General features: G+C 50.3%; 15 protein-coding genes and 2 pseudogenes. 5 read left to right on the top strand and 12 right to left on the bottom strand.

Annotated features, from left to right (window positions below; genetic code table 11):
- Window positions 1-39: 39 nt before the first annotated feature.
- On the top strand, window positions 40-951 hold the full coding sequence (locus DI44_RS09305; RefSeq protein ID WP_033025200.1) for a LysR family transcriptional regulator: 912 nt from the start codon (window positions 40-42) through the stop codon (window positions 949-951).
- A 301-nt stretch (window positions 952-1,252) separates the two neighbouring features.
- On the opposite strand, the gene DI44_RS09310 is transcribed toward DI44_RS09305, so the two are convergent.
- Window positions 1,253-2,239, bottom strand: a complete 987-nt coding sequence (locus DI44_RS09310) for an acryloyl-CoA reductase (protein WP_031212882.1) — start codon at window positions 2,237-2,239, stop codon at window positions 1,253-1,255.
- Between the two features lie 219 nt (window positions 2,240-2,458).
- Between DI44_RS09310 and DI44_RS09315 the strand changes: the two genes are divergently transcribed.
- Window positions 2,459-3,028: a Uma2 family endonuclease gene (locus DI44_RS09315; protein WP_011230924.1), complete on the top strand. Its 570-nt coding sequence runs from the start codon at window positions 2,459-2,461 to the stop codon at window positions 3,026-3,028.
- 248 nt (window positions 3,029-3,276) lie between these two features.
- On the opposite strand, the pseudogene DI44_RS09320 reads toward DI44_RS09315, so the two are convergent.
- A pseudogene (locus tag DI44_RS09320) lies at window positions 3,277-4,386 on the bottom strand (aspartate aminotransferase family protein); the annotation flags it as partial.
- On the opposite strand from DI44_RS09320, the pseudogene DI44_RS09325 reads away from it, so the two are divergent.
- Both DI44_RS09325 and DI44_RS09330 read left to right on the top strand, forming a co-directional pair.
- Window positions 4,387-5,481, top strand: a pseudogene (locus DI44_RS09325) (amino acid permease); the annotation flags it as partial.
- Between the two features lie 198 nt (window positions 5,482-5,679).
- A complete protein-coding gene (locus DI44_RS09330; RefSeq protein ID WP_023634509.1) occupies window positions 5,680-5,991 on the top strand; it encodes a hypothetical protein in 312 nt (103 codons plus the stop codon).
- Window positions 5,992-6,092: 101 nt separating this feature from the next.
- On the opposite strand, the gene DI44_RS09335 is transcribed toward DI44_RS09330, so the two are convergent.
- Both DI44_RS09335 and DI44_RS09340 read right to left on the bottom strand, forming a co-directional pair.
- The gene (locus tag DI44_RS09335; protein ID WP_023634510.1) at window positions 6,093-7,526 is read right to left on the bottom strand and encodes a site-specific DNA-methyltransferase; all 1,434 of its coding nucleotides are present in this window, start codon (window positions 7,524-7,526) and stop codon (window positions 6,093-6,095) included.
- 557 nt (window positions 7,527-8,083) lie between these two features.
- Entirely contained in the window at window positions 8,084-11,851 is a 3,768-nt protein-coding gene (locus tag DI44_RS09340) for an AAA domain-containing protein (protein ID WP_033025199.1), read from the bottom strand.
- A gap of 169 nt (window positions 11,852-12,020) precedes the next feature.
- Here DI44_RS09340 and DI44_RS09345 point away from each other — a divergent pair, with 169 nt between their 5' ends.
- Window positions 12,021-12,581, top strand: coding sequence for a hypothetical protein (locus DI44_RS09345; protein WP_033025198.1), 561 nt, complete (start codon window positions 12,021-12,023; stop codon window positions 12,579-12,581).
- A gap of 38 nt (window positions 12,582-12,619) precedes the next feature.
- Here DI44_RS09345 and DI44_RS09350 read toward each other — a convergent pair whose 3' ends face one another.
- From DI44_RS09350 to DI44_RS09385, 8 genes are all read right to left on the bottom strand, one after another.
- Entirely contained in the window at window positions 12,620-13,579 is a 960-nt protein-coding gene (locus tag DI44_RS09350; RefSeq protein ID WP_033025196.1) for a siderophore ABC transporter substrate-binding protein, read from the bottom strand.
- A 267-nt stretch (window positions 13,580-13,846) separates the two neighbouring features.
- Complete coding sequence (locus DI44_RS09355) at window positions 13,847-14,602, bottom strand: ABC transporter ATP-binding protein (RefSeq protein WP_015374606.1); 756 nt, start codon at window positions 14,600-14,602, stop codon at window positions 13,847-13,849.
- The gene (locus DI44_RS09360; protein WP_013145614.1) at window positions 14,596-15,546 is read right to left on the bottom strand and encodes an iron chelate uptake ABC transporter family permease subunit; all 951 of its coding nucleotides are present in this window, start codon (window positions 15,544-15,546) and stop codon (window positions 14,596-14,598) included. The genes DI44_RS09355 and DI44_RS09360 overlap by 7 nt, the downstream gene beginning before the upstream one ends.
- Window positions 15,539-16,486, bottom strand: coding sequence for an ABC transporter permease (locus DI44_RS09365; protein WP_013145615.1), 948 nt, complete (start codon window positions 16,484-16,486; stop codon window positions 15,539-15,541). The genes DI44_RS09360 and DI44_RS09365 overlap by 8 nt, the downstream gene beginning before the upstream one ends.
- A gap of 674 nt (window positions 16,487-17,160) precedes the next feature.
- Entirely contained in the window at window positions 17,161-17,493 is a 333-nt protein-coding gene (locus DI44_RS09370; RefSeq protein WP_020278755.1) for a hypothetical protein, read from the bottom strand.
- Window positions 17,490-18,800: an acyclic terpene utilization AtuA family protein gene (locus DI44_RS09375; protein WP_015374602.1), complete on the bottom strand. Its 1,311-nt coding sequence runs from the start codon at window positions 18,798-18,800 to the stop codon at window positions 17,490-17,492. Before DI44_RS09375 ends, DI44_RS09370 begins: the two co-directional genes overlap by 4 nt.
- A gap of 43 nt (window positions 18,801-18,843) precedes the next feature.
- Window positions 18,844-20,133: a CitMHS family transporter gene (locus DI44_RS09380; RefSeq protein ID WP_015374601.1), complete on the bottom strand. Its 1,290-nt coding sequence runs from the start codon at window positions 20,131-20,133 to the stop codon at window positions 18,844-18,846.
- A gap of 315 nt (window positions 20,134-20,448) precedes the next feature.
- Window positions 20,449-21,873 carry a sigma 54-interacting transcriptional regulator gene (locus DI44_RS09385; RefSeq protein ID WP_223810900.1) on the bottom strand — a complete coding sequence of 475 codons (1,425 nt, stop codon included), beginning with the start codon at window positions 21,871-21,873 and terminating at the stop codon, window positions 20,449-20,451.
- Between the last annotated feature and the right edge of the window lie 288 nt (window positions 21,874-22,161).

Below are 22,161 nucleotides of genomic sequence, written 5' to 3'. Positions count from 1 at the left end.
TCCATCTCTTTTTGCGATCAATCAAAAGGAGGGAGAAAAATGGAGCTGCGGCAACTGCAATATTTCGTGGAAGTCGCCCGGCGCGAACACGTCTCCGAAGCCGCCGACGCCCTCCATGTCGCGCAGTCGGCGATCAGCCGGCAAATTGCCAACCTCGAAGCGGAGCTTGGCGTGCAGCTGTTTGAACGGGAAGGGCGAAACGTGAAGCTCACCCCGATCGGCCGCCATTTTTTGCCGCACGCCGAAGCGGTGTTAAAGGCGGTCGAGGATGCAAAGCAACAAATCGAAGAGTATTTGGACCCGGAACGCGGAACGATTAAAATCGGGTTTCCGACAAGCCTGGCAAGCCACATGATGCCGATGGTCATCTCCGCCTTTAAAGCGGAGCACCCAAACGTCTCGTTCCATCTCCGCCAAGGGTCGTACTATTATTTAATCGAAGCGGTGAAAAAACGGGAGATCGACCTTGCCTTTCTCGGACCGATTCCGGTTCGTGAAATCGGCATTAAAGGAGAAATTTTGTTTTCCGAACCGTTTGCCGCCCTCCTGCCGAACAGCCATCCGCTCGCTCGCCGCGACCGGATCGTGTTAAACGAACTGCGCCACGACCCGTTTGTTACGTTTCCAAAGGGATACATTTTGCATCAAATCGTCATTGACGCTTGCCACCAAGCCGGATTTTCGCCCAACATCTCATCGGAAGGCGAAGATCTCGATGCCATTAAAGGGCTTGTCTCCGCCGGCATCGGCGTGACCCTCTTGCCGGAGAGCGCCCTGTCGGAAAGCTTGCTTCGCTACGCCGCCAAAGTGCCGATTGAAATGCCGCAAGTGAAGCGAAATGTCGGCATCATCGTCTCCGACCATCACGAGCTCGCCCCGTCGGTGAAAGTGTTTTACCGGTTTGTGAAAGACTTTTTCTCCGAGCTGGAGCGGTACCAATTGCGGGGATAAAAAAGACGCAGGCGCTGCTTCCTGCGTCTTTCTCTTATTCTTCTGCACGCCTGCCTCCCCCGTCCCCTTCACTCTTTTAGAAGACTGGTGATTTAATGAAAAAATCAGCTCAACAATATCCCTTCTCAAGTTAAGAAACCTTGTAAAAATGTCTCTTCTTTTCCAAAAAAAACCACCCATTTGACGAAAATGATCGTTTTTCACCGACCTTTTAGGAAGTGTTCGTGTCAAGGACAAAACAAGAAGGAATGTGGAAGCATCGAGCTTTTGGCGTTGCTTCAAGCAGACCGCGTCCCAAACGTCATCCCAGCCGCACCACCATCCGGCCGCGCAGTTCGCCGCGCAAAATGCGCTTAAGCGCTTGCGGCAATTCAGCGAGCGAAATCTCTTGAGCAATCCGCTCCAAATCCGGCTTTAAGTCGCCAGCGAGCCGCTCCCAAATGCGGAGGCGCACATCCATTGGACAATAGACAGAATCGATGCCAAGCAAGCTGACACCGCGCAAAATAAACGGATGGACCGTCGTCGGCACTTCCGCCCCTCCGGTCAGTCCGCTCACCGCCACGGCTCCGCCGTAGCGGATGCGGCTTAACACCGTGGCCAGCGTCCGGCCGCCGACCGGATCGACTGCCGCTGCCCAGCGCTGCCGATCAAGCGGACGAATGCGCTCAGCCGTGACGTCCTCTCGCGTCAACACTTCTTTCGCCCCTAAAACGCGCAAATAATCGTGCTCCGCCGCTTTGCCTGTGCTCGCTTCCACCGTGTAGCCGCGCTTCGCGAGCATCGACACGGCCAGACTCCCGACTCCGCCCGTCGCCCCCGTGACAAGCACCGGTCCGCGTTCCGGCGTCAGCCCGTGCTCCTCAAGACGGTGAATGGACAGCGCCGCTGTAAACCCAGCTGTCCCGATCGCCATCGCTTCTTTCAACGTCAACCCTTTCGGCAGCGGAACGAGCCATTCGCCGTGCAGGCGAGCATATTCACTGTAGCCTCCGAAATGTGTCACGCCGATTTCATAACCGGTCGCAATCACCTCATCCCCTTCGCGAAAACGCGGATGTTGCGACGAAACAACCACCCCGGCCAAATCAATTCCGGGCACAAACGGATACGTTTTCACAATTTTGCCGTCCGGAATGGACGCCAATCCGTCTTTGTAGTTGACGCTTGAATAATGGACGCGGACAAGGACATCGCCTTCCGGCAAATCATCCATGGAAATCGTCTGCACACCGGCGGTAAATTCTGTTTCGGTTTTGTTGACAACAAACGCTTGAAATGCGGACATCATTCTCTCCCTTTCCCCATACATTCTTCACTCATGTCATTCGACAAACAAACGCCAGATTCCTTTTTTATCATCCTGAACCAAGAAGACCCTCACTCCCGCTTGTGAGCGTAAGCGGGTGATAAATAAACGTCTAATGAAAGTCCTCCCTACACTTCCTTGATTTCTTTTGCTAAACTGTAAACAAACGTATTCTTAAAAATGAAAGAGGGTGAAACAATGGGCAATATCCCTGACTCGAACAAAATTTACACTTACGCTGACTGGAAAACATGGGAAGGTCGCTGGGAACTTATAAATGGAAAAGCATATAATACGACACCTGCTCCATCTTCGGAACATCAATTTGCAGTCGGAGAATTGTATTTTGCTTTGCGCCATTTTTTCCAAAACAAACATTGTTATGTTTTTATGGCGCCGTTTGATGTATTCCTTAGCAAAAATGAAACGTATGAAACCCCTGATGACATTGTCCAACCCGATATTGCCGTGATTTGCAATAAAAAACAGATTGTCCAAAAAGGATGTTACGGGGCACCTACACTGGTTGTTGAAGTCTTGTCACCTTCAACCGCTTTAAAAGACTACAACGAAAAATTTTATACTTACCAACACTATGGAATTGCGGAATATTGGATTGTTGATACTGCTAATAAAATGATTCATGTGTACTATTTGCACGAAGGTACATATCAACGACATGCAACATACGGACAACAAGACACGCTGCATTCCGCACAATTTAAGGACTTAGCTATTCCATTAACGTATGTATTTGAATGGGGTTAAAACGGCTCTTGTTCGGAATGACCATTCAGTGTTCATGATCGATCTTTCGTCAAACACACAGGAATCGATGATCGGGCAGCCTGCCCTGAGGCAGGTGTCTAAGAATCTCCCATCTCGAAGAACAAGCGCATAGGCGGGAGAACGTTCAGCCCTAGCGACAGCCGCCTGCTTCTATGTTTTTCCGAATGTCTGCACGAAGGCAAACAAAACACCAGCCTGTCGACCCAAGCTGGCGTTTGTCCTTCTTCTTATTGAATGGCCGCTAGCGCCCCGGTCAAGACACGCACCACAAACGAAAGTTCATCATCCGTGATGCAAAGCGGCGGCGACAGCGTGAGTACGTTGTTGTATCCGGCGACTGTCGTTCCGTTTTTGCCGATGATGAGGCCGTTTTCTTTGCATCGATGGATCACTTGATTGACAAGCGACACATCAAGAGGCTCTTTCGTCGCTCGGTCGGCGACCAATTCAATGCCGACAAGCAGCCCTTTGCCGCGCACATCCCCGACGTACGGATGGTCGGCCAGTTTCGTTTTCAGTGCCGAAAGCAGCCATTCGCCCGCTTCACGCGAACGGTCAAACAGACGCTCCTCCTCCATAATCTCGATGTTTTTCAGCGCCACCGCACAAGCAGCCGGATGGCCCCCAAACGTATTGACATGGCGGAAATAGTCGTATTCGCCTGTTCCTTTGAACGCCTCGTAAATCTCTTTCCGAACCGCCGTTGCCGCCAGCGGCAAATACGCGCTCGTAATGCCTTTCGCCATCGTGATAATGTCCGGCTTGACGCCGTAGTGTTGAAATCCGAACGCTTTTCCCGTCCGGCCGAAGCCGCAGATGACTTCATCGACAATAAGCAAAGCCCCGTGTTTTTCACACACTTCTTTGACCGCTTTCATATACCCGTCCGGAGGAATGAGCACACCGCCCCCGGTGATGATCGGCTCCATAATGACGGCCGCAATCGTTTCGCTCAACTCCCACGTCATGACATCATCAATGGCCTTTACCGCCCGCAGTCGACGCGGATCGTCCGCTGCATCCGGGTCGCGGTAGACATCCGGCGGCGGCACGTGGATGAAACCTGGGGCGAGCGGCTCGTATTTGTATTTCCGCTGCGCCTGCCCGGTGGCTGAGAGCGCCCCCATCGAGTTGCCGTGGTACGCCCGGTAGCGGGAAATGATTTTGTACCGATGATGCTCCCCGCGTTGCTGATGGTATTGGCGGGCGATTTTAAACGCCGTTTCGTTCGCTTCCGACCCGCTGTTGGAAAAGAAAATCACATACTCATCGCCTAACAGTTCGTTGAGCTTTTCCCCGAGCTGAATCGCCGACAAGTGGCTTTGCGTCAACGGGAAATCGTCATCGCCATTGAAGCGAACGCAGGGGCCGCCATCATTCAGTATTGGTTTCCTTCCATTCCGTTATGGCTGCTCAGCCTTGTCCTGACTATACTGATGACACTTACTAATATTTGGTCGGTCAAATCGTACGGGGAGTTTGAATACTGGTTCGCTTTCATCAAAGTAGCAAGCATCGTCCTTTTTCTTATTCTCGGTTTGGCATTCATTTTCGGCCTTGCCCCGGGCAGCGATCCGGTCGGCTTGAAAAATTTGACCGGCCATGGCGGATTGATGCCGCATGGGATCGGTTCCATCCTTATCGGCATTGTCATCGTCATTTTCTCGTTCTTCGGGACGGAAATCGTGACGATTGCCGCCGGAGAATCAGCCGAACCGCAAGAAGCCGTGTCGAAGGCCACTAAATCGGTCACATGGCGGATTTTAGTGTTTTACATCGGCTCCATCGCCGTTGTCGTCACATTGCTCCCTTGGAACTCGGCGAGCGTGTTGAAAAGTCCGTTTGTCGCTGTGCTCGAACATGTCGGCGTCCCTGCGGCCGCGCAAATCATGAACTTTATCGTATTGACCGCCGTTTTGTCCTGCCTCAATTCGGGGCTGTACACGACATCGCGCATGCTGTACTCTTTAGCGCAAAAAGGAGAAGCACCGCAACTATTTTTAAAACTAAGTAAAAACGGCGTCCCAGTTCGAGCGGTCATCGCCAGCACGTTGTTCGCCTACATCGCCGTCATCATGAACTACGTTTCGCCTGATAAAGTGTTTCTCTTTCTTGTTAACTCTTCCGGAGCGATCGCGCTGCTCGTTTATTTAGCCATTGCTGTCTCGCAGTTGCGCATGCGGCAAAAACTCGAGCGGGACAACGGCGCCGCCTTAAAAATCAAAATGTGGTTGTTTCCGTACTTGACCTATTTTACGATTCTCGTTTTGCTCGTCATTCTCGCCTCGATGTTGTTCATCCGCTCAATGGTTTCACAGTTGTTGCTGACGTTGCTCATCACTGCCGTCGTCATCGTTTGCTACTTCGTCTTCGCCCGGCGCCGCCTCAATCCAAACTACCAGCCGGCGGCATCCACAACAGCGAAAGATTGATCCCTATCACATGAACGGGCGCCCGTCGACACGGGCGTTCGTTTTGTGTAGAACAGATCTTTTCCACCCCTCTCGTCCAAATCGCGCTGTCATGTAAAAATGACAACTTTTTAAACTTCCGTCAGCTCCTATTACATTAGCTGCCATTCCGTTGTATACTTACATTGAGAATAAATTCACAAACTAGGAGGATTAAACATGATCGTCCACGAACTGATGGACATGGAGCACTTATTTGCCGAGCAATTGCAAGAAGGATATTATGTCATTCGCGAAACATACCAAAACGTACTCGTTGAGCCGGAAGACGGCGACACCGTCCGGCAAGTGGACGCCGGAACGGAAGAAGTCGTCACCATCGTATTTGATCCCGGCGACGAATACTCCCTCATTTGCCTTGACACCTACACTTTCGCCGACGGCATCCCATCTTTAGCGGAGCTCAAAGAAACGATTGCCGCGGAGTACGACGTCTTTGTCAACGACCGTTGGGCTGCGGCGTCGTTGTAAAAAAAGCGCCCGAAACGTTGGACATCAGAGACTCGGAAAACACGGGTATCACCTCAACCAAAGCGCCTTTCATCAACCTAGTCAAGGAACAGCCCGTTCGCCTAGCGAGCGGGCTGGTTGGTTCTCTCAATCCGAAACACTTTAAAGCCGATATCAAGCTCCGTCTTCCCCGTTTCATAAACGATTTTCTCCCCCGCGCGGCGGATGCGCTCGCGGCCAATGTCGCAAATCGTCCGAAACCCCACCCGATACGCCTCGGACGTTTCCGCAAGCCGTTCGGGAAGCTGCACCATTATAAACGACCGCCGGCCGCCGTCTTCGGCGTTTTGCTGCATGACGGCATGAGCCGTTGTCGCCGAGCCGGAAAAAAAGTCGAGGATGAGATCATCATCCCTCGTTGTCAACGCCACCATGCGCTGAATGAGCTTCACCGGCTTCGGGTAATCCATCACCGCGAGCCCATCGAACAGCTCCTTCAGCTCCTTTTTCGCCTCCTGCGAATGGGACACCTCGTCATGCGTCCAAATCGTAAGCGGCGTCACCGTCGACTTCACTTCGCTTAAAAACCGCTTCAGGCGCGGCACCCCGTTTCCGTCTTTGCCAAACCAAATGCGGTTATCCGCCGCCAGCTCGGCGAAGCGCTCCTTCGTCACCCGCCAGCAATACCCATTCGGCGGGGAAACGACCCGACCGCTTGGCGTCACAATCTCATAAATCTTTTCCGGAATCGGCGGACCCACCGACAAATCGCCTGACGTCCATGGACCGCGTGGGTCATTGTCTGGGTTGGCATACCGCCCATCCGCTTCCGGATGGCGCGGCAAGCCGTACCAAGCCAGGCGATCGATGTTTTTCGCATAACATAAAATGAAATCATGGTTGCGCGAGGCGAACTTGTTCATATTCACGGGCGAAAACGCCCGCTGCCAAATGAACGTGGCGACAAAATTCCGCTCGCCAAAAATTTCATCGCACATTTTTCTCAAATTCGCCTGCTCCGTATCATCAATGGAGATAAAGATGGCCCCCGTCTCGGCTAACAGCTCCCTCGCCACCCAAAGGCGCGGGTACATCATGTTGAGCCAGCCGGCATGGGCACGCGCTTCTTCCTGGATTCCGCTAGGAACAACGGCTTTCCCCTTGCGCCAATTGTCTTTGTACGTGAGCACTTTTCCGGTATTGTACGGCGGATCGATGTAAATCATTTGAATGGTTCCCGCATGCGACGTCCTCAGCAGCTTTAACGCCTCTAAATTGTCTCCTTCAATATACCAATTGTTTGTTGTCTCCCACTGTTTGCTCGCTGCCTGATCCGGCCGCAATACTCCGGACGCAGGCAGCTCAGCGAGCCGCCTCGCCTCCGCCTTCCCCGGCCACGTGAACTCATATGCTTCTTGCCGTTCGTGACCGCCAAACACTTTCTTCAGCAACTCCCAATCGATGCCCCCATCTACAACCGCTTCCGGAAAGAGCTTTTTGATCGCCTCAAGCCTTGCATCCGCTGCCGGTTTCCTTCTCCCGCCGACGTTTGCCATGGCACTCCCCCTCTCTCCCCTCGCCCTTCCCAACGCGGTGCTTTTTTTGACGAATCTTATTTCCATTATTTCGCCACGGCGCACCGGTTTCCTTCCTTTGGCCATAAAAACACCCCCGCCTTCTGCAAAAAGCGGGGGAGCAAAACCTTTGAACGAGGTTTTCCTTTTTCATTTTCAAGATCCGTTCAGTAAATCTTGTTGAAACATATTTACTTGCGGTTTTTATCCTCTAAACGAGACCTTCCTTTTTCAAGAGTACCTTCATTTTACCATTGATTTTCTAAGGTTGCAACGGGTATTCTTGCACACCCCTTCTACTCCTCTCAAAAATAAAATGTGGTTATGTCAACTTTAACAAGTGACTAAAGTCGTCAACCGTTCAAACCATTGGTATATCAACACCATATTTCTGTTCCCGAAAGAAAAACCGCCATGCACACCTCCCCCTGTTTTTTGACCGTTTTCGGACCGTGCATGGCTGAATTCGGCACCGAAAACAAGACGAGCCAATGAGACGGAGAAGGCGGCATGGCGGATGGCGACCGCTCATACGGTTTTCAAAGAGAGGAATGGTCCACCTTTTCAAGCTTAGAACAGCCGACCCGGTACATATACAGTTTGACACCGTCGATCATGAATGCCCGGGCTTCCCCACGCCGTGAAGCGTAGTGCTCGAGCCCGAGCATAAAATTCACTCCTTCACGGTATTCCTCGTTGCCGATCACCTGAAGCGACGGCGACATGAGTTGGCGCGAGAGGAAGAGGATCGCCTTTTTCCGCGCCCGTGTGAGCGAAACGTTGAGGCGGTTCAAACTGTAGATGAACTCCCCTTCCATCACAGCCAGTTCAGGGTCGGCGACGCCGTAGCTAATGATCGCCGCATCCGCCTCTTGCCCTTGCATTTTATCAACCGTATCGACGAAAAACGGCGGGCGCAATTCTTGGCGTTCAAGCTCACGGCGAATGGCGCGGATTTGCGCCCGATGTGGCGAGATGATAAACAGCCCGTGGCGCCAAAACGCTTGATCGCCATCCGGCGTGTCATCATACCGTTTTCCATCACCATCAAGGAGCCGTTCCCGAAGCACCCTCGTTATGTTGGCCACCCAGCGCGCTTCGGCCTCATTTTCTTGCGTGCCGTGCGCACCATCATAAACGCAAACAACAAGCGGATAATCGGGGTCGATCGCCGCTTCCACCCATTCATCGGCAGTTGGAGCGGCGGCGAGCGCCAATGTTTGCTCAGCAATTTGGCGGGTGAACGCCGTATAGTCACGTCCATAAATCCGATCGGCCGGGTAGCGGCAAAGCGCCTCATTCATGCGGAAATTGTCCGTCAATTGGCGGGTATACCGCTTCTCGACATCGGCGTCAAACAACAGGCGGAAAATCGAGTCGAACAAGTGCGGCTCCCCTTCGCCGGCCGCATACGTCCCTTGAATGATCGGCGGCAGCTGGAAATGGTCGCCGACAATGAGCAGCCTGCCTGCTTTTTTGACATGGCGTAACGCCAACAGTGAATCGGCCACGCGGATTTGCGACGCCTCATCAAGGACGACGACGTCAAACCCTTCTATATAGCCTTTTTCGTATGCCCTTTGAATGCCGTACAGCGTGGCGCCAAGCACCCGATGGCCGCCGCTGCCAAGCCATCCGAGAAGGTCACGGTCCGCCACCTCGGCGATTCCTTTGGCGTTTTCCGTCTGAATCTCGCCGAGTTTCGCGATATGGACGCTGCGCCGCGGCGCAAGCTCCTGAATTTTGCGCAGGCAGTTTTCAATCGCCGCGTGAGTGAAGCCGGAGATGAGAATGGCAAGCCTCCGCCCCTGATGTTCGTAAATCGCCATAAGCAACTGAAGAGCGGCGGCGATAAAGTGCGTTTTTCCGGTGCCAGGCGGCCCCCAGACGAGTGTCAACGTATGACGAAGAAATTGAAGAAACGCCTGGCGCTGGCTTTTCGTCAGCCCGCTTTGGCGGAGGAGCGCCTTCACCTCCTCTACATCCCAGTTGGGACGAAACGTTTTCCGATAGCGAATCGGATCGCGAATCAAGTCCAAGATGCGATGATTTTCCTGATCCAACTGTTGCAACGCCTGCAAGACGCGCCGGGTGGTAAAATCGGCATGCCGGATCGACAGCCGATACTCCTCTCCTTCCACAAGCGGGAACCGGTCGATCCATTTGGGCAACTCGAGCTCGAGTTCAGCTGTCTTGCCATCATCTTCGATGGCGCGAATGCGGGTAAAGTACAAATTGGCCCATTGGGGCGGCTTCCATTCGCTGGAATACTTATAATCTGGAAACGCCTGTTGCGCCTTTTCCCCTTCCTCATTGCACTCCGTCAAAATCCAGCTCGCCTTTTGATCGATCGCTTCAAGCGCCTGCCGGTTGTTCAATCGGAACCGATCGCCGCCAAGGTACGTGACATGAAGCGTCACTCCGTTCTCAAGCCGCTCCGAAAGCGGGAGCAGGCGGCTTCGGCGAATTTCCAAGTAGTTTAATAGCGCCTCGTAGCGCGCCATAAACGCCAGCTTGGACACAAGCGGATCACGGTAATCAGCCAGATCGGGAAAAGCAAATTTTTCCGGCCAGACAATAAGCGGCGAAGGATGGACGCTCTCAGCCCAGACGCGGATGCCTTGGATAATGCTGCTTGCGGCCCAAAGACGCCGGCTTAGCTCCTTCTCGACCGCTTTTCGTTTTTCCTCGTCCCCCGTTTGCCAGGCGTCGTGCAGCACATCCAGTTTCATGGCGTTTGTCAAACGAAATGAAAAACGCTCACTCGCCGAGTACAGAAACGGCGAATCATTGTAGGCCGCAATATATCGCGACAAGTCTTCAAGACGGTACGCGACATGCGCCGGCAAGGCGAACAGCTGGCTCACGGCCGTTGTCAGGACAACGACAGGAAGCGGAACCATTTCGCTTGGGTGGTCGCTGGCACTTGCTAATGAGCTGCTATGAAAATAAGACAGCAACCGAACGGCTTTTTCTTGATATTCTGGATCGAACAAAAGCTCTTGAAGCAACTGTTGCACATTGTCCCATTCATAGTTGTCGGTGACATACGCCTGCACCGATTTTTGCGACCGCCACTCTCGATCCCGGTTGTAATCGTGCACCGTCTGAAGCAGGCGGTCCAGCGCATCGGCAAACGTTCGGCCAACCGCGTCGCATTCTTCCAGAGAACCAGCAATAACATGATGCATTTCTGATCCCGTTCCAAACACATCTGTTCCACCAACACGGTACAACGATGCCGCCGCGATCTTGCCCGTCAGTGGATCGCGTTGCGCGGTGAGAATAAGACGGATGTCTTCCCATATCGGCATATGTGTCACCGCACGGTCATACGGAACGACTTTTTCTTGCGTGATGGCCTCAAGCTGCGCTTCAAGCCGCCGAAGTTGGCGCGCCAGCCCGGCGTTTTGTTTCAGCACATGCCTGTTTTCTTGACGTTCAAGAAATTGGCGAAACTCACCGATCGTCTCAGGCAGCTGCCGCTCACGGATGAAGCGGGACGTGTAGTTCGATAAGTACGGAACGAGGGAAATGTGCTTCTGTTGCCGTGCTTTGTCGAAACAATAGTCATAAAACGGACACCATTCACACCGGTAATCTAAGTGCCAAAACAGCTCATCGGGTTGCTTCTCGGCCAGCGCCGTCAGTTCGCCAGCCAAAAACTGTTCGAGATACGGGAGCAACTGGCTGATATCCGCTGCTTGCGGCTGCTCGGTTTTGTACGTCCATACCCCCGCTTCGCACCAATCCACATTGCCCCTAATGCCGTGCTCCTCTAAAACGGAAGACAAAATCAAGGCGTACAACGCCGTTTGCACGCGGTGGGAAAGCTTCAACACGTCTGATGATTTGATGTCGATGATGCGAAACACAAAGCCGTTTTGTCCCGGTATGCACTCAATCAAATCCGGGCGGCACGCCGCAAAATGGATGTCGTCCCGATCCAACCCGTACCGTTCGTAAAAGCGCGGCGGCGCGATCAATGTCGGCTGATACAAATATCGCTTGCTCGGCCGCTTCAACTCGCGGATCGTTTCCTCGCCATCCAAATAGCAGTGGGAAATCGGCACGCCAGGCTCTCGCTCTCCCATCTTCACTTGGCCGGCCAAATGGGTCGTGATCACTTCCTCTTCCCACTCAACTCCTCGGCGCAGCACTCCCTCATGAACCGCGGGCCGCTCAAACAGCTCTTCCGGCACATCGAGCTCGCCGCGCCGCTCTTTCGCCAACGACTGAAAATAAAAATTCCGCTCGCACTCATGATAAAAATAGCTTGCGATTTTGGCAGGAGAAACGTAAAGCATACATCGATCCCTTTCTAAAACGTACTGGCCGATGCCCGCACTGAGATTTGTCAGTTTGTTTATCCATTGTATCATATGTTTGTACGCTTTCCTATATACACCATTCCTGCTTGTCTAACAAGAACATATGTGCTATAATGAAGGAAATTAAGATGAAAGAGGGGCCAACATGAGCGAAGAGATCCTCTTGCAGTTGTTCAACCGCCTCGGTCATATCGAAAACACGTTGCATCTCCTCGTCGAAAGCCACAAACGGCTGGAAGCAGAACAACAAGAAATCCGAAAAGAGCAACAGGAAATCCGAAGAGAACAACAAGAAATGCGGAAAGAGCAACAGGAGATCCGAAGAGAACAACAAGAAATGCGGAAAGAACAAGAAGAATTCCGACGCATCCAGCAAGCTCTCCTTGAAGGCCAAAAGCGGTTGGAAGAAGAACAAGCCCATATCAAAGCCGGCCAAAAAGAGCTGTATGACTTGATGTCTGCCCTGCTTCACCGCCAGGATGAAACCGACGCCGCACTCGACGCCCTCGCGATGGACGTGCACAAACTTCACGGTGAAGTTTCTTCCATCCACCAAAGACTCGACTCCTTAGAGAAAAAAGTCGATTCCCATGCCCAATCATTCAATGAACAGCTGAACAACATCAAACTTGACATCACCTTCCTCTCGAACAAAGTCATCGAACACGAACGGGAAATCTACAAAATTAAGAATATCATTTTATGACGATAAAGCAGGCGGGCCGCCTAAGCCCGCCTGTCCTTTTATTTCAATCCTTCTTCCACCTGTTTGATCATTTCCGACACCGACGTCAATCCGCCGCCTGAGAGATACCAATAATTTGGATCCAAGTAGACAATGTGGCCGTTTTGATATGCTTTCGTCTTTTTCACAAGCGCATTTTCAATCGTTTGCTTCGCTGTCGGCTTTCCTTCTACAACGGCGTCGCGGTCAATGACAAACAAGTAATCCGGGTTTTTCTTGGCAATGTACTCAAATGATACGCTTTGTCCATGAGGATTCGTCACTTTCAAATTCGGGTCTGCGGCTGGCACGCCGAGCACATCATGGATGAGCCCAAAGCGCGAACCTTTGCCGTACGCACTCACTTTCCCACCGGTCGTCAAAATGATCAGCGCTTTTTTGTCTGCAGCCTTTGTCTTCACTTCTTCGATTTGTTTTTCAATATTGGCCAGTTCCTCATCTACTTCTTTTTCTTTGCCAAACATTTGCCCGATCAGCTTCATATTGTTTGTAAATGAATCCCAATAATGTTGAGTGTCAATCCCTATATACACGGTTGGGCCAATCTCTTTCAACTTGTCATACAAATTTGCTTGACGACCGGAAATAAAAATGACATCCGGCTTGATTTCGCTCAATTTTTCAAAATCCGGCTCCATCAAGCTGCCGACGTTTTGGTAGTCGCTGCTTTTATATTTCTCCAAGTATTTCGGCACGTTCATCTGCGGCAAAGCTGTCACCTTCACCCCTAGTTTATCAAGGGTGTCTAGCACTCCGAAATCAAAGACAACCACTTTCTCTGGATTTTTCTTGACTTTCGCCTCTCCAAGCTGGTGCTTGATCGTCATTTCCTCGGCTTGTTCCGTTTTCTTCTCGTCATTCTTCCCACTTGCTCCGTCGCTTGTATTCTCCTTATTGCCGCAAGCAGCCAGTACGATGAGAAGCAAAGCAACCACTACCATCAGCCAACGCTGTTTCATTGGCTATACCCCCCTTTGGAAATTCAAATTATATGTTGACGGCTTTCGTATTCACTCGACAAGGGGCGCCCTTTCTTGCCGATGTCAACATGAAAGCCGGCTCAACCATTTTTTGCTTAATTGGAATCTTCTTCATATACTTGACTTTGATCGCGTCTCCCCGTCCCATGTTTGAATCCGAGACGGAGCTCTTCACCAAGCATGCCCATAGGCTTCCACAGCCCGCTTTTTCACTAGTCAAGATGGACGCTTTCTCATGGGAAATTGCTAAAAATACACACAGATGCGCCGATTTTCAATCGTCTGCACGCGCACATCCAAATCATAAATGCCGCGAAGCACTTCATCGCTCATGATCGATGAAACATCCCCTTCACAGACGACCGCTCCATCTTTTAACGCGACCATATAATCGGAGTAACAGGAGGCAAAGTTAATATCGTGCATCACCATCACGATCGTTTTGCCAAGCTCATCGACCAGCTTGCGCAACACTTTCATCATTTGCACGGCGTGTTTCATATCCAAATTGTTCAACGGCTCGTCCAAGAAAATATAATCCGTATCTTGCGCCAACACCATCGCGATATAAGCTCTCTGCCGCTGTCCGCCGCTCAACTCGTCCATATAGCGGTCTTGCAATGGCTCCAGCTCCATATAGCGGATCGCCTCACGCACATAGTCGCGATCTTGGCGCGTCAAGCGGCCGCGCGAATACGGAAAGCGACCGAACGACACCAATTCGTGTACCGTCAAGCGAGCCGCAATGTGGTTGGATTGCTTCAAAATGGAAATTTTTTTCGCCAACTCTTCTGTCCGATAACGAGCAATTTCCTTTCCTTCAATCCAGATTTCCCCGCCATCTTTTGGAATTAAGCGGCTCATCATGGACAAAAGCGTGCTTTTCCCCGCCCCGTTCGGGCCAATGAGCGATGTGAGCTTGCGGCGCGGAACAGATAAAGATACACGGTCAATCACGGTCTTCCCGCCGTATCGCTTCAATACTTGTTTCACCTCTACCATGCTTTTCGCTCCTTTAACAAAAGGTATAGAAAATAGACGCCTCCGACCATGTTGACAATGACAGACAACGTCGTCGAAAAGGTGAACACTCGCTCGACTACCAGCTGGCCGCCAACGAGGGCGATGATGCCGAACAGCGCCGCTCCTGCAAGCAAATAACGATGTTCATACGTTTGAAAAAACGCATACGCCACATTGGCGACTATCAATCCGAAAAACATGATGGGACCAACAAGCGCGGTCGAAACCGACACCAACACCGCCACAATCATCAGCAGCCGTTTGACGACCGTTTCATACGCCACGCCTAAATTGATCGCATGATCTTTGCCGAGCGACAGCACGTCCAACTCGTGAAGATGACGGTATGTATACAATGTCGCAGCCGCAATGAGCAGGCCTGCCGGCCAAAGCAAGTCTGTTTTTATATTGTTGATGCTCGCAAACATTCGATCTTGAATGATGGAAAATTCATTTGGGTCAATCAAATATTGCATGAAAGACGTCAAACTTTGGAAAAACGTACCGAGAATCATCCCAACAAGCAAGATGAAATATAAATTTTGCCCTTCACGGTGAAACAAAAACGAATACAATAAAACTGAAAAACCGATCATCGACCCAGCAGACAAGAGAAAGTGCAAGGTGTTGCCCATCATGGTCAACGTCGTCGAACCGAACAAAAACACCACAGCAGTTTGTACAAGCATATAAACGGAATCAAGCCCAATAATGCTTGGAGTTAAAATACGATTATTGGTCATTGTCTGAAATAAGACGGTCGAAACCGCCCCCGCCCAACCGACAAGCACCATCGCGACAATCTTTTCGCTCCGCGAGCGCAACACATAGTCAAAATCCCCTCGCAAGTGTGCAAACAAAAACAGCACGATCAATCCGAGCGCCAATACCACGAGCACAACCACTTTCATCCGATTAGACATACTGCTTCGTTCTCCTTACGAGCAAATATAAAAAGACACCGCTTCCGATTACTCCAACCGTCAAGCCGATCGGAATTTCGTATGGATAAATGGCGACTCGGCCAAATACATCGCAAATTAGCACAAACAAAGCGCCAAATATGGCTGTCAACGGCAATACTTTGCGCAAATGATCCCCATAATACATCGTGACAATGTTCGGAACGATCAGCCCTAAAAACGGCAGCGTCCCAACCGTCAACACCTCAACAGCAGAAACAACAGCGACAATGAGGAGACCAGTGTAGACAATCGAACGGTAGCGAACCCCTAAGTTCGTCGCCATCTCCTCCCCCATGCCGGCGATCGTAAACCGATTGGCGTATACATAAGCGATTGCCATGAGCGGAACGCTCACATACAGCATTTCATAACGTCCTTGCATCATAACGGAAAAATCGCCGTGCATCCATGCGGACATCGATTGAATCAAATCATATTTATAAGCCAAAAACGTCGTGACAGAACCGACAATATTGCCAAACATCAAGCCGATGAGCGGAATAAAGATCGAATCTTTGTACTTCACACGATCCAAAACCGTCATAAACAGCAGCGTCCCCGCAAACGCAAACACAACGGCAATAGCCGCCTTCACAAGCGGCCCTGCGGCAGCGAATGCAATCATGGACACCAACAGGCCAAGCCGCGCCCAATCCATCGTTCCCGCCGTCGTCGGCGACACAAATCGGTTTTGGCTCAACTGCTGCATGATCAAGCCGCAAATGCTCACGCTTGACCCGGCGATCAGAATGCTGATGAGCCTCGGCAAGCGACTGATCAAAAACACTTCCCACGCCTCACGGTCGCCGGCAAACAGCTCGCGAGGCGATAAATCATGCACACCGACAAACAATGATGCCGCAGCCAAAACAACAAGAAGCACCATCCATTTTTTCATGTTTTCTCATCCTGTCTCCCGTTCTATCCCATCATACAAGTCGAATGACGATGCCATGTCCAGACTCAATTGCTTTACAGGTGCAATTATGATATTGATTATCTTTCCTAATTAAAAAGATAAATTCTGCTTGTGTTGAGAAGCAACCAGCACCGCCAAGATGGCTGGCATCTCCTCAATCGCTGTTCTTTTCAAGTCAAGCCATTCTGTCCGCATGCGGCCACCACATCTCACTCCATTCTTTTGAAAACCATGTTCCCGCCCAAACCTCTAAAAAGAGAAGGATTATCATTTTCACATACCATATTTTAATTGATAAAAATTATCATTGTCAATATTTTCATCATTTTTTTTTCTGTTTTCTTATTTTTTCTTCATTTATCGACAAAAATAAGGTTCTCTTTCGTTTGAGACACCCTTCCTCTAGAAGGACGATGGTGGGCAAAAGAGGGGCGAAATACGTTCAGCCTTCTAAAATTCCTGCACCTCTCGAGGTTGCCAATTTCGGCGCAGCATCCATTGTTGACCAGCAAGATCGGAAGGCTGGAAAATGTTGTACAACATGCTGTTGGTCCCAACATCTTTTTCATCTTGTATAATTCAGCTTTTTCTCGCGAAAATGCTGCCGATTTGTATGCAACAGCATGTTTTGTCCAACCTTCCCGTATCTAGACTTATATTCCTTTCTGCAACTCAATCTCCATCTCGAGCAAAGCATAGCTTAACGTTTTGCCATGCGGGTCAAGGGCCAATGAGGTAGTGACGCCGCCTTCAAGCGCATCTTGACAGACAAATTGCAAGGAGGCGATGTTGGGAAGTTCGTATCGAACCACATCCCCTTTCACAATCGAGCTCAAATGCTCCTTCACTTTTTCTGCGGTTACCATTTGGGACAGCAGAGGATAATCCGTTTCCCGAAAAGGAATAAGCGACAAGATTAACGTATTTCCTTTGTCCCCGGCCCGGCAGTGGGCCAAATCATACAACTTCACTCTCATCGTCGTCACTCCCGGATCGTTATTTGTACATTGACCATTTGGCGTGGAATCAATGTCGAAATAATGCCAATGACCTCATGCACGTATTTCCTTGCCCCGCCGCCGCCTGCCGGGCCGTTTGTGTACAGCGATTCCACTTCCTCACCAATCAGTTCAGCCTGTTCTTTTGTATCCGCTTTCCCTGCCACCCGCAACCGGACTTCATACGGCTCGCCGCCCTGTCCTAAAAATGACCGATGGGCTGATGATAAGCCAATATAGTCCACCTTCAGATTCACAAAACAGTCTTTTAACCGCTCATACACAATTTCCCCGGCAAGCTGCGCCCGCCGCAAAGCGTTCGGCCCCGCATACGAAATTTCGCCTTCCCCGACAAAACCGCCATGATAGCCAATGCTCACCTTTAACATATCTGGTTTTGTTTTGCCACTTCCTCCGGTGATCTCAACACGGTCCGGACCGATTTCGCGCAGTTGGACTGTTGTCAAATCAACAACCACATCAGGGGTGATATAGGCTGTCGGGTCAGTCACTTCATATAACAGTTGCTCTTTGACAGTCATCGGGCAAATGATCCCTCCTGTCCCGTCTACCTTGCTGATCACAGCCGTACCGTCAGGCATCACATCAGCAAACGGAAACCCAAGTCTAGCCATGCCAGGGACGTCTTTCTTTCCCGGATCCGCAAAATAGCCGCCGGTAATTTGTCCGGCACACTCGAGCAGGTGACCGACAATCGCTCCCTTAGCTAAACGTTCTGTATCATCAAGCGGCCATCCATAATGGTAAATCATCGGCGCAAGAAATAACGACGGATCCGCTACACGGCCTGTCACGATTACGTCTGCCCCCGACTGCAGCGCAGGCAGGAGCGCATCAGCACCAAGGTAAGCATTCGCGGATAATATCGTTCCGTAGCTATCGATCGGTTTCCCTGACTCAATTGCCAACATTTGTTTATCAATCTTTTCCATTACATCATCCCCGATGACAGCCGCTACTTTTATTTTTAGTCCCTTCTCCCGCGCCATAGCGGCGATGCGCTCCGCTGCCGCTACTGGATTGGCAGCCCCCATATTCGTAATCAGGCGGACGCGGTGCTTCACAATGAGCGGAAGAAGCAGTTCCATTCTTTTTTCTAATAACGGGTCATACCCGCGGGAAGGGTTTTTCCATTTTTGTTTTTGCGCCAAAGCAATCGTTCGCTCCGCCAAACATTCCAAAACAAGATAGTCCAACTGTCCCTTCTCTACTAAAATCGCGGCAGGCTCCAACCGATCACCGGAAAATCCTGCTCCAGCTCCTATTCTGACCATTTTCTCGCCTCCGTTTGCTTTCTTGTTACATTCCTTGTTATTATCAGAGAGAAATCGCCCCCGTAGCTAAAGCGACAATCGTCATCACAATAGTCGTTCCGAACGCCCATTTAAAAATAAATCGTTGGTGGGCACCAAGATCGACACCTGACAAGCCGATAAGTATAAAGGTGGATGCCGTCAGCGGGCTGAGCGGAAAACCAGTTGTCATCTGTCCCAAAATGGCAGCGCGCCCGATTTCGACGGGATCGATGCCGAATGAAGCCGCCGTTTCGCTTAAAATCGGCAAAACTCCAAAATAATACGCATCAGGGGTAAAGACAAGACTTAACGGCATGCTTGTGACCGCCACTATAAGCGGCAAATAAGATCCCATCGCGTCAGGAATGATCGAAACCATCGCTTTCGCCATCGCATCAACCATTTTTGTACCGGTTAAAATGCCAGTGAAAATGCCGGCTGCGAAAATCATCGTCACCACCAATACAACATTGCTCGCATGAGACGTGAGCCGCTCTTGCTGATCCTTGACATGCGGATAATTAACAAGCAAGGCAATCGCAAACGCAAGCATAAACAAAACCGGAAGCGGCAGCCACCCTTTAATTAAGGAAACGAGCAACACAATCGTCAAAATGACATTAAACCAAAATAAGTTAGGCCGTTTCGCCTCTCCCCCGTCAAGTGACGGTGTCAGTTGTTCCGTATCCAGTTCGACGACTCCCACTCGTTCCCGTTCCTTTTTGCCGAGCCAATAAGCAGCAAACAACACCCAAACAATCCCCGCCAACATCGCTGGAAGAACAGGGTTAAACAACTCGGTTGAATCGACATGCAGTGTTGCCATAGCTCTAGCCGTCGGACCACCCCAAGGAATCATGTTCATTACTCCAGCCCCTAAACAAACGACACCCGATAGTGTAAGCGGATTCATTCCTAAACGCCGATAAAGAGGAAGCATCGCCGAAACGGTAATCATAAAAGTCGTCGCCCCGTCGCCGTCGAGGGCAACCAGCAATGTTAGCGTTGCTGTGCCGATGACAATCTTTAACGGATCACCTTTTACTAAACGAAGGATGCGCGAAACAATCGGATCAAACATGCCGCTGTCGATCATCAACCCGAAATATAGGATGGCGAATGCAATCATAATCCCCGTCGGAGCTACTTTTTGAATTCCTTCCAACATCATCGTTCCCATCTGCGTCCCAAACCCGCCGATCAGCCCAAAAACCACCGGTACAAGCACTAAGGCAATCAATACCGAGATTTTTCTTGCCATGATTAAAGCCAGAAAAACACCAATCGTTAAAAACCCCAATAACGCCAACATTATCCCATTCCCCCTTCAAAATTGTTTCGTTCTATTTTCTTGCAAAATAAGTGCCAATGCCAAAAACAAAAACATCCGCTTTACATTCAATACAGCGGATGCGCCTTTTCTTATTCTTTAGAAAATGAATGGCTAAAACATGAATGCACTCCTTGTTGCTGCTCATTTCTAAAAAACTAGAATCGTTTCTAGGAAATTAAAAAAGACAATGAGCGATTGATTGCCAAAAAAGAAAAACCTTAACAGGCAAGGTTTAGTGGATAGCGCTTACAAATCAAGAATATTTGCTTCACCACAGCTCCCCTCTAATATTTATCATCCGTTAGGAGCAGAAGAAGGCAAATCCTCGGAAATCCCTAACTTTTTCAATTTGTTATACAACGTGGCGAGTGACACGCCAAGCTCTTTAGCCGCTTGTTTCTTCCCTTGTACATCGGTGCCAAACTGACGAAGCGCTTCGACAATCAAACGCTTTTCTGTTTCTTCAAGCATCTTTCGTAACGGTTGGATCGATGTAGAGGAACGGAAAACCTCCGGGTCTTTCATGATCGATGGGGGAAGATGATGCAGATCAATTTCCATTCCATCAGTCATGCAAATGGCATAATCAATCACGTTTTTTAATTCTCTTATATTTCCAGGCCAATCGTATGATTGCAACAAAGCCATTGCAGCCTGGCTGATTGAGCAAACAGGACGCTGTCCCCCACCACCTGAGGCTTGTATTATAGAATGAGCCAAAAGAGGGATATCTTCCTTCCGCTCACGGAGCGGGGGGAGATGAAGCGTAATTACATGAAGGCGATAAAACAGGTCTTCCCGAAAATACTGCTTTGCTACAAGCTGGCGCAAATCCTTATTTGTTGCGGCAATGATGCGCACGTCAATCCTCCTTTCGTGTGTATCTCCAACTTTGCGAATTGTCTTTTCTTGCAGCACACGCAATAGCTTTGCTTGCAAATCATACGGAAGATCCCCGATTTCGTCCAAAAAAATCGTTCCCCCGTCCGCCAGTTCAAACAGCCCGATTTTCCCTCCTTTTTTCGCATGTGTAAACGATCCCTCCACATAGCCGAACAATTCGCTTTCCAGCAAAGCGGCAGGAATGGCCGCACAATTTACAGGAACAAATGGATGTTCAGCACGCGGACCCTCCTGGTGAATCGCCTGAGCAAACAGTTCCTTGCCGGTTCCACTTTCCCCCATAATTAACACTGGCAAGTCCGACTCTGCCGCCCGTTTCGCGATACGGATCATTTCCTTGATCTTGTCATTATGGCCGATGATATGCGCAAACGTATAAGTAGCCCGATAAATCGAATAGACGGTCCTTTTCAATTCATTCAATCTTTCTTTGTTTCGCTTCAGCTCCTGCGTCAATTTGTGCACTTCCGTCAGCCCTTTGCAAACTGATACCGCTCCAATCACTTGGCCATGGACAACAATCGGTGCCATATCAACGACATACTCATTGGAACCTTCCTTGCGGTACACCCCGGTTCTCACTTTCCCGTCCTTCAACGTTTCTGGGAGAAGGGCGTTAGGCCGCACATCGCGCAGCCGTTTACCTATAATCTCGTTTTCCTTCACACCTGTTATGCGTGTATACTCCGGATTGACAAGGCGCACAACCTCACAGTCATCGATCACTAGTACGCCGTCATGGACGGACTGAAGAATGGCGAACAGCCATTGCGCTTGTCCATCAGCATCTTTGACGAGCTTGTCGAAACGACTCACCACTTTCATTCCCCCTTCCACAAAGAAAAAAGCTATTTCTCCCCTTTGTCTTTGATTTCTAAGCGTTTCTATCAGCCAAGCAACAGCAGACTTCTGGAGCGAAACGTGTTTGTTGTTATTTTGTATGCAGCTTCACCGCTCTTCACGACGTCAAAAACGTAAAAATCTCCTTCACGGAAAAGTTCCATGAGCAATTTTTGCTCTCCACCCGGGCATGAAAATCCCCCTTTTCTTCCCATAATGAAGAATAGGCGCAAACAGTTCAACAGGACGTTATGCTTAATGGTG

The sequence above is a fragment of the Geobacillus sp. CAMR5420 genome (genome assembly GCF_000691465.1).
Lineage (GTDB): Bacteria > Bacillota > Bacilli > Bacillales > Anoxybacillaceae > Geobacillus > Geobacillus thermoleovorans.
The sequence above is the reverse complement of the archived record's forward strand: the minus strand, read 5'-3'. Positions and strand labels throughout refer to the sequence as shown.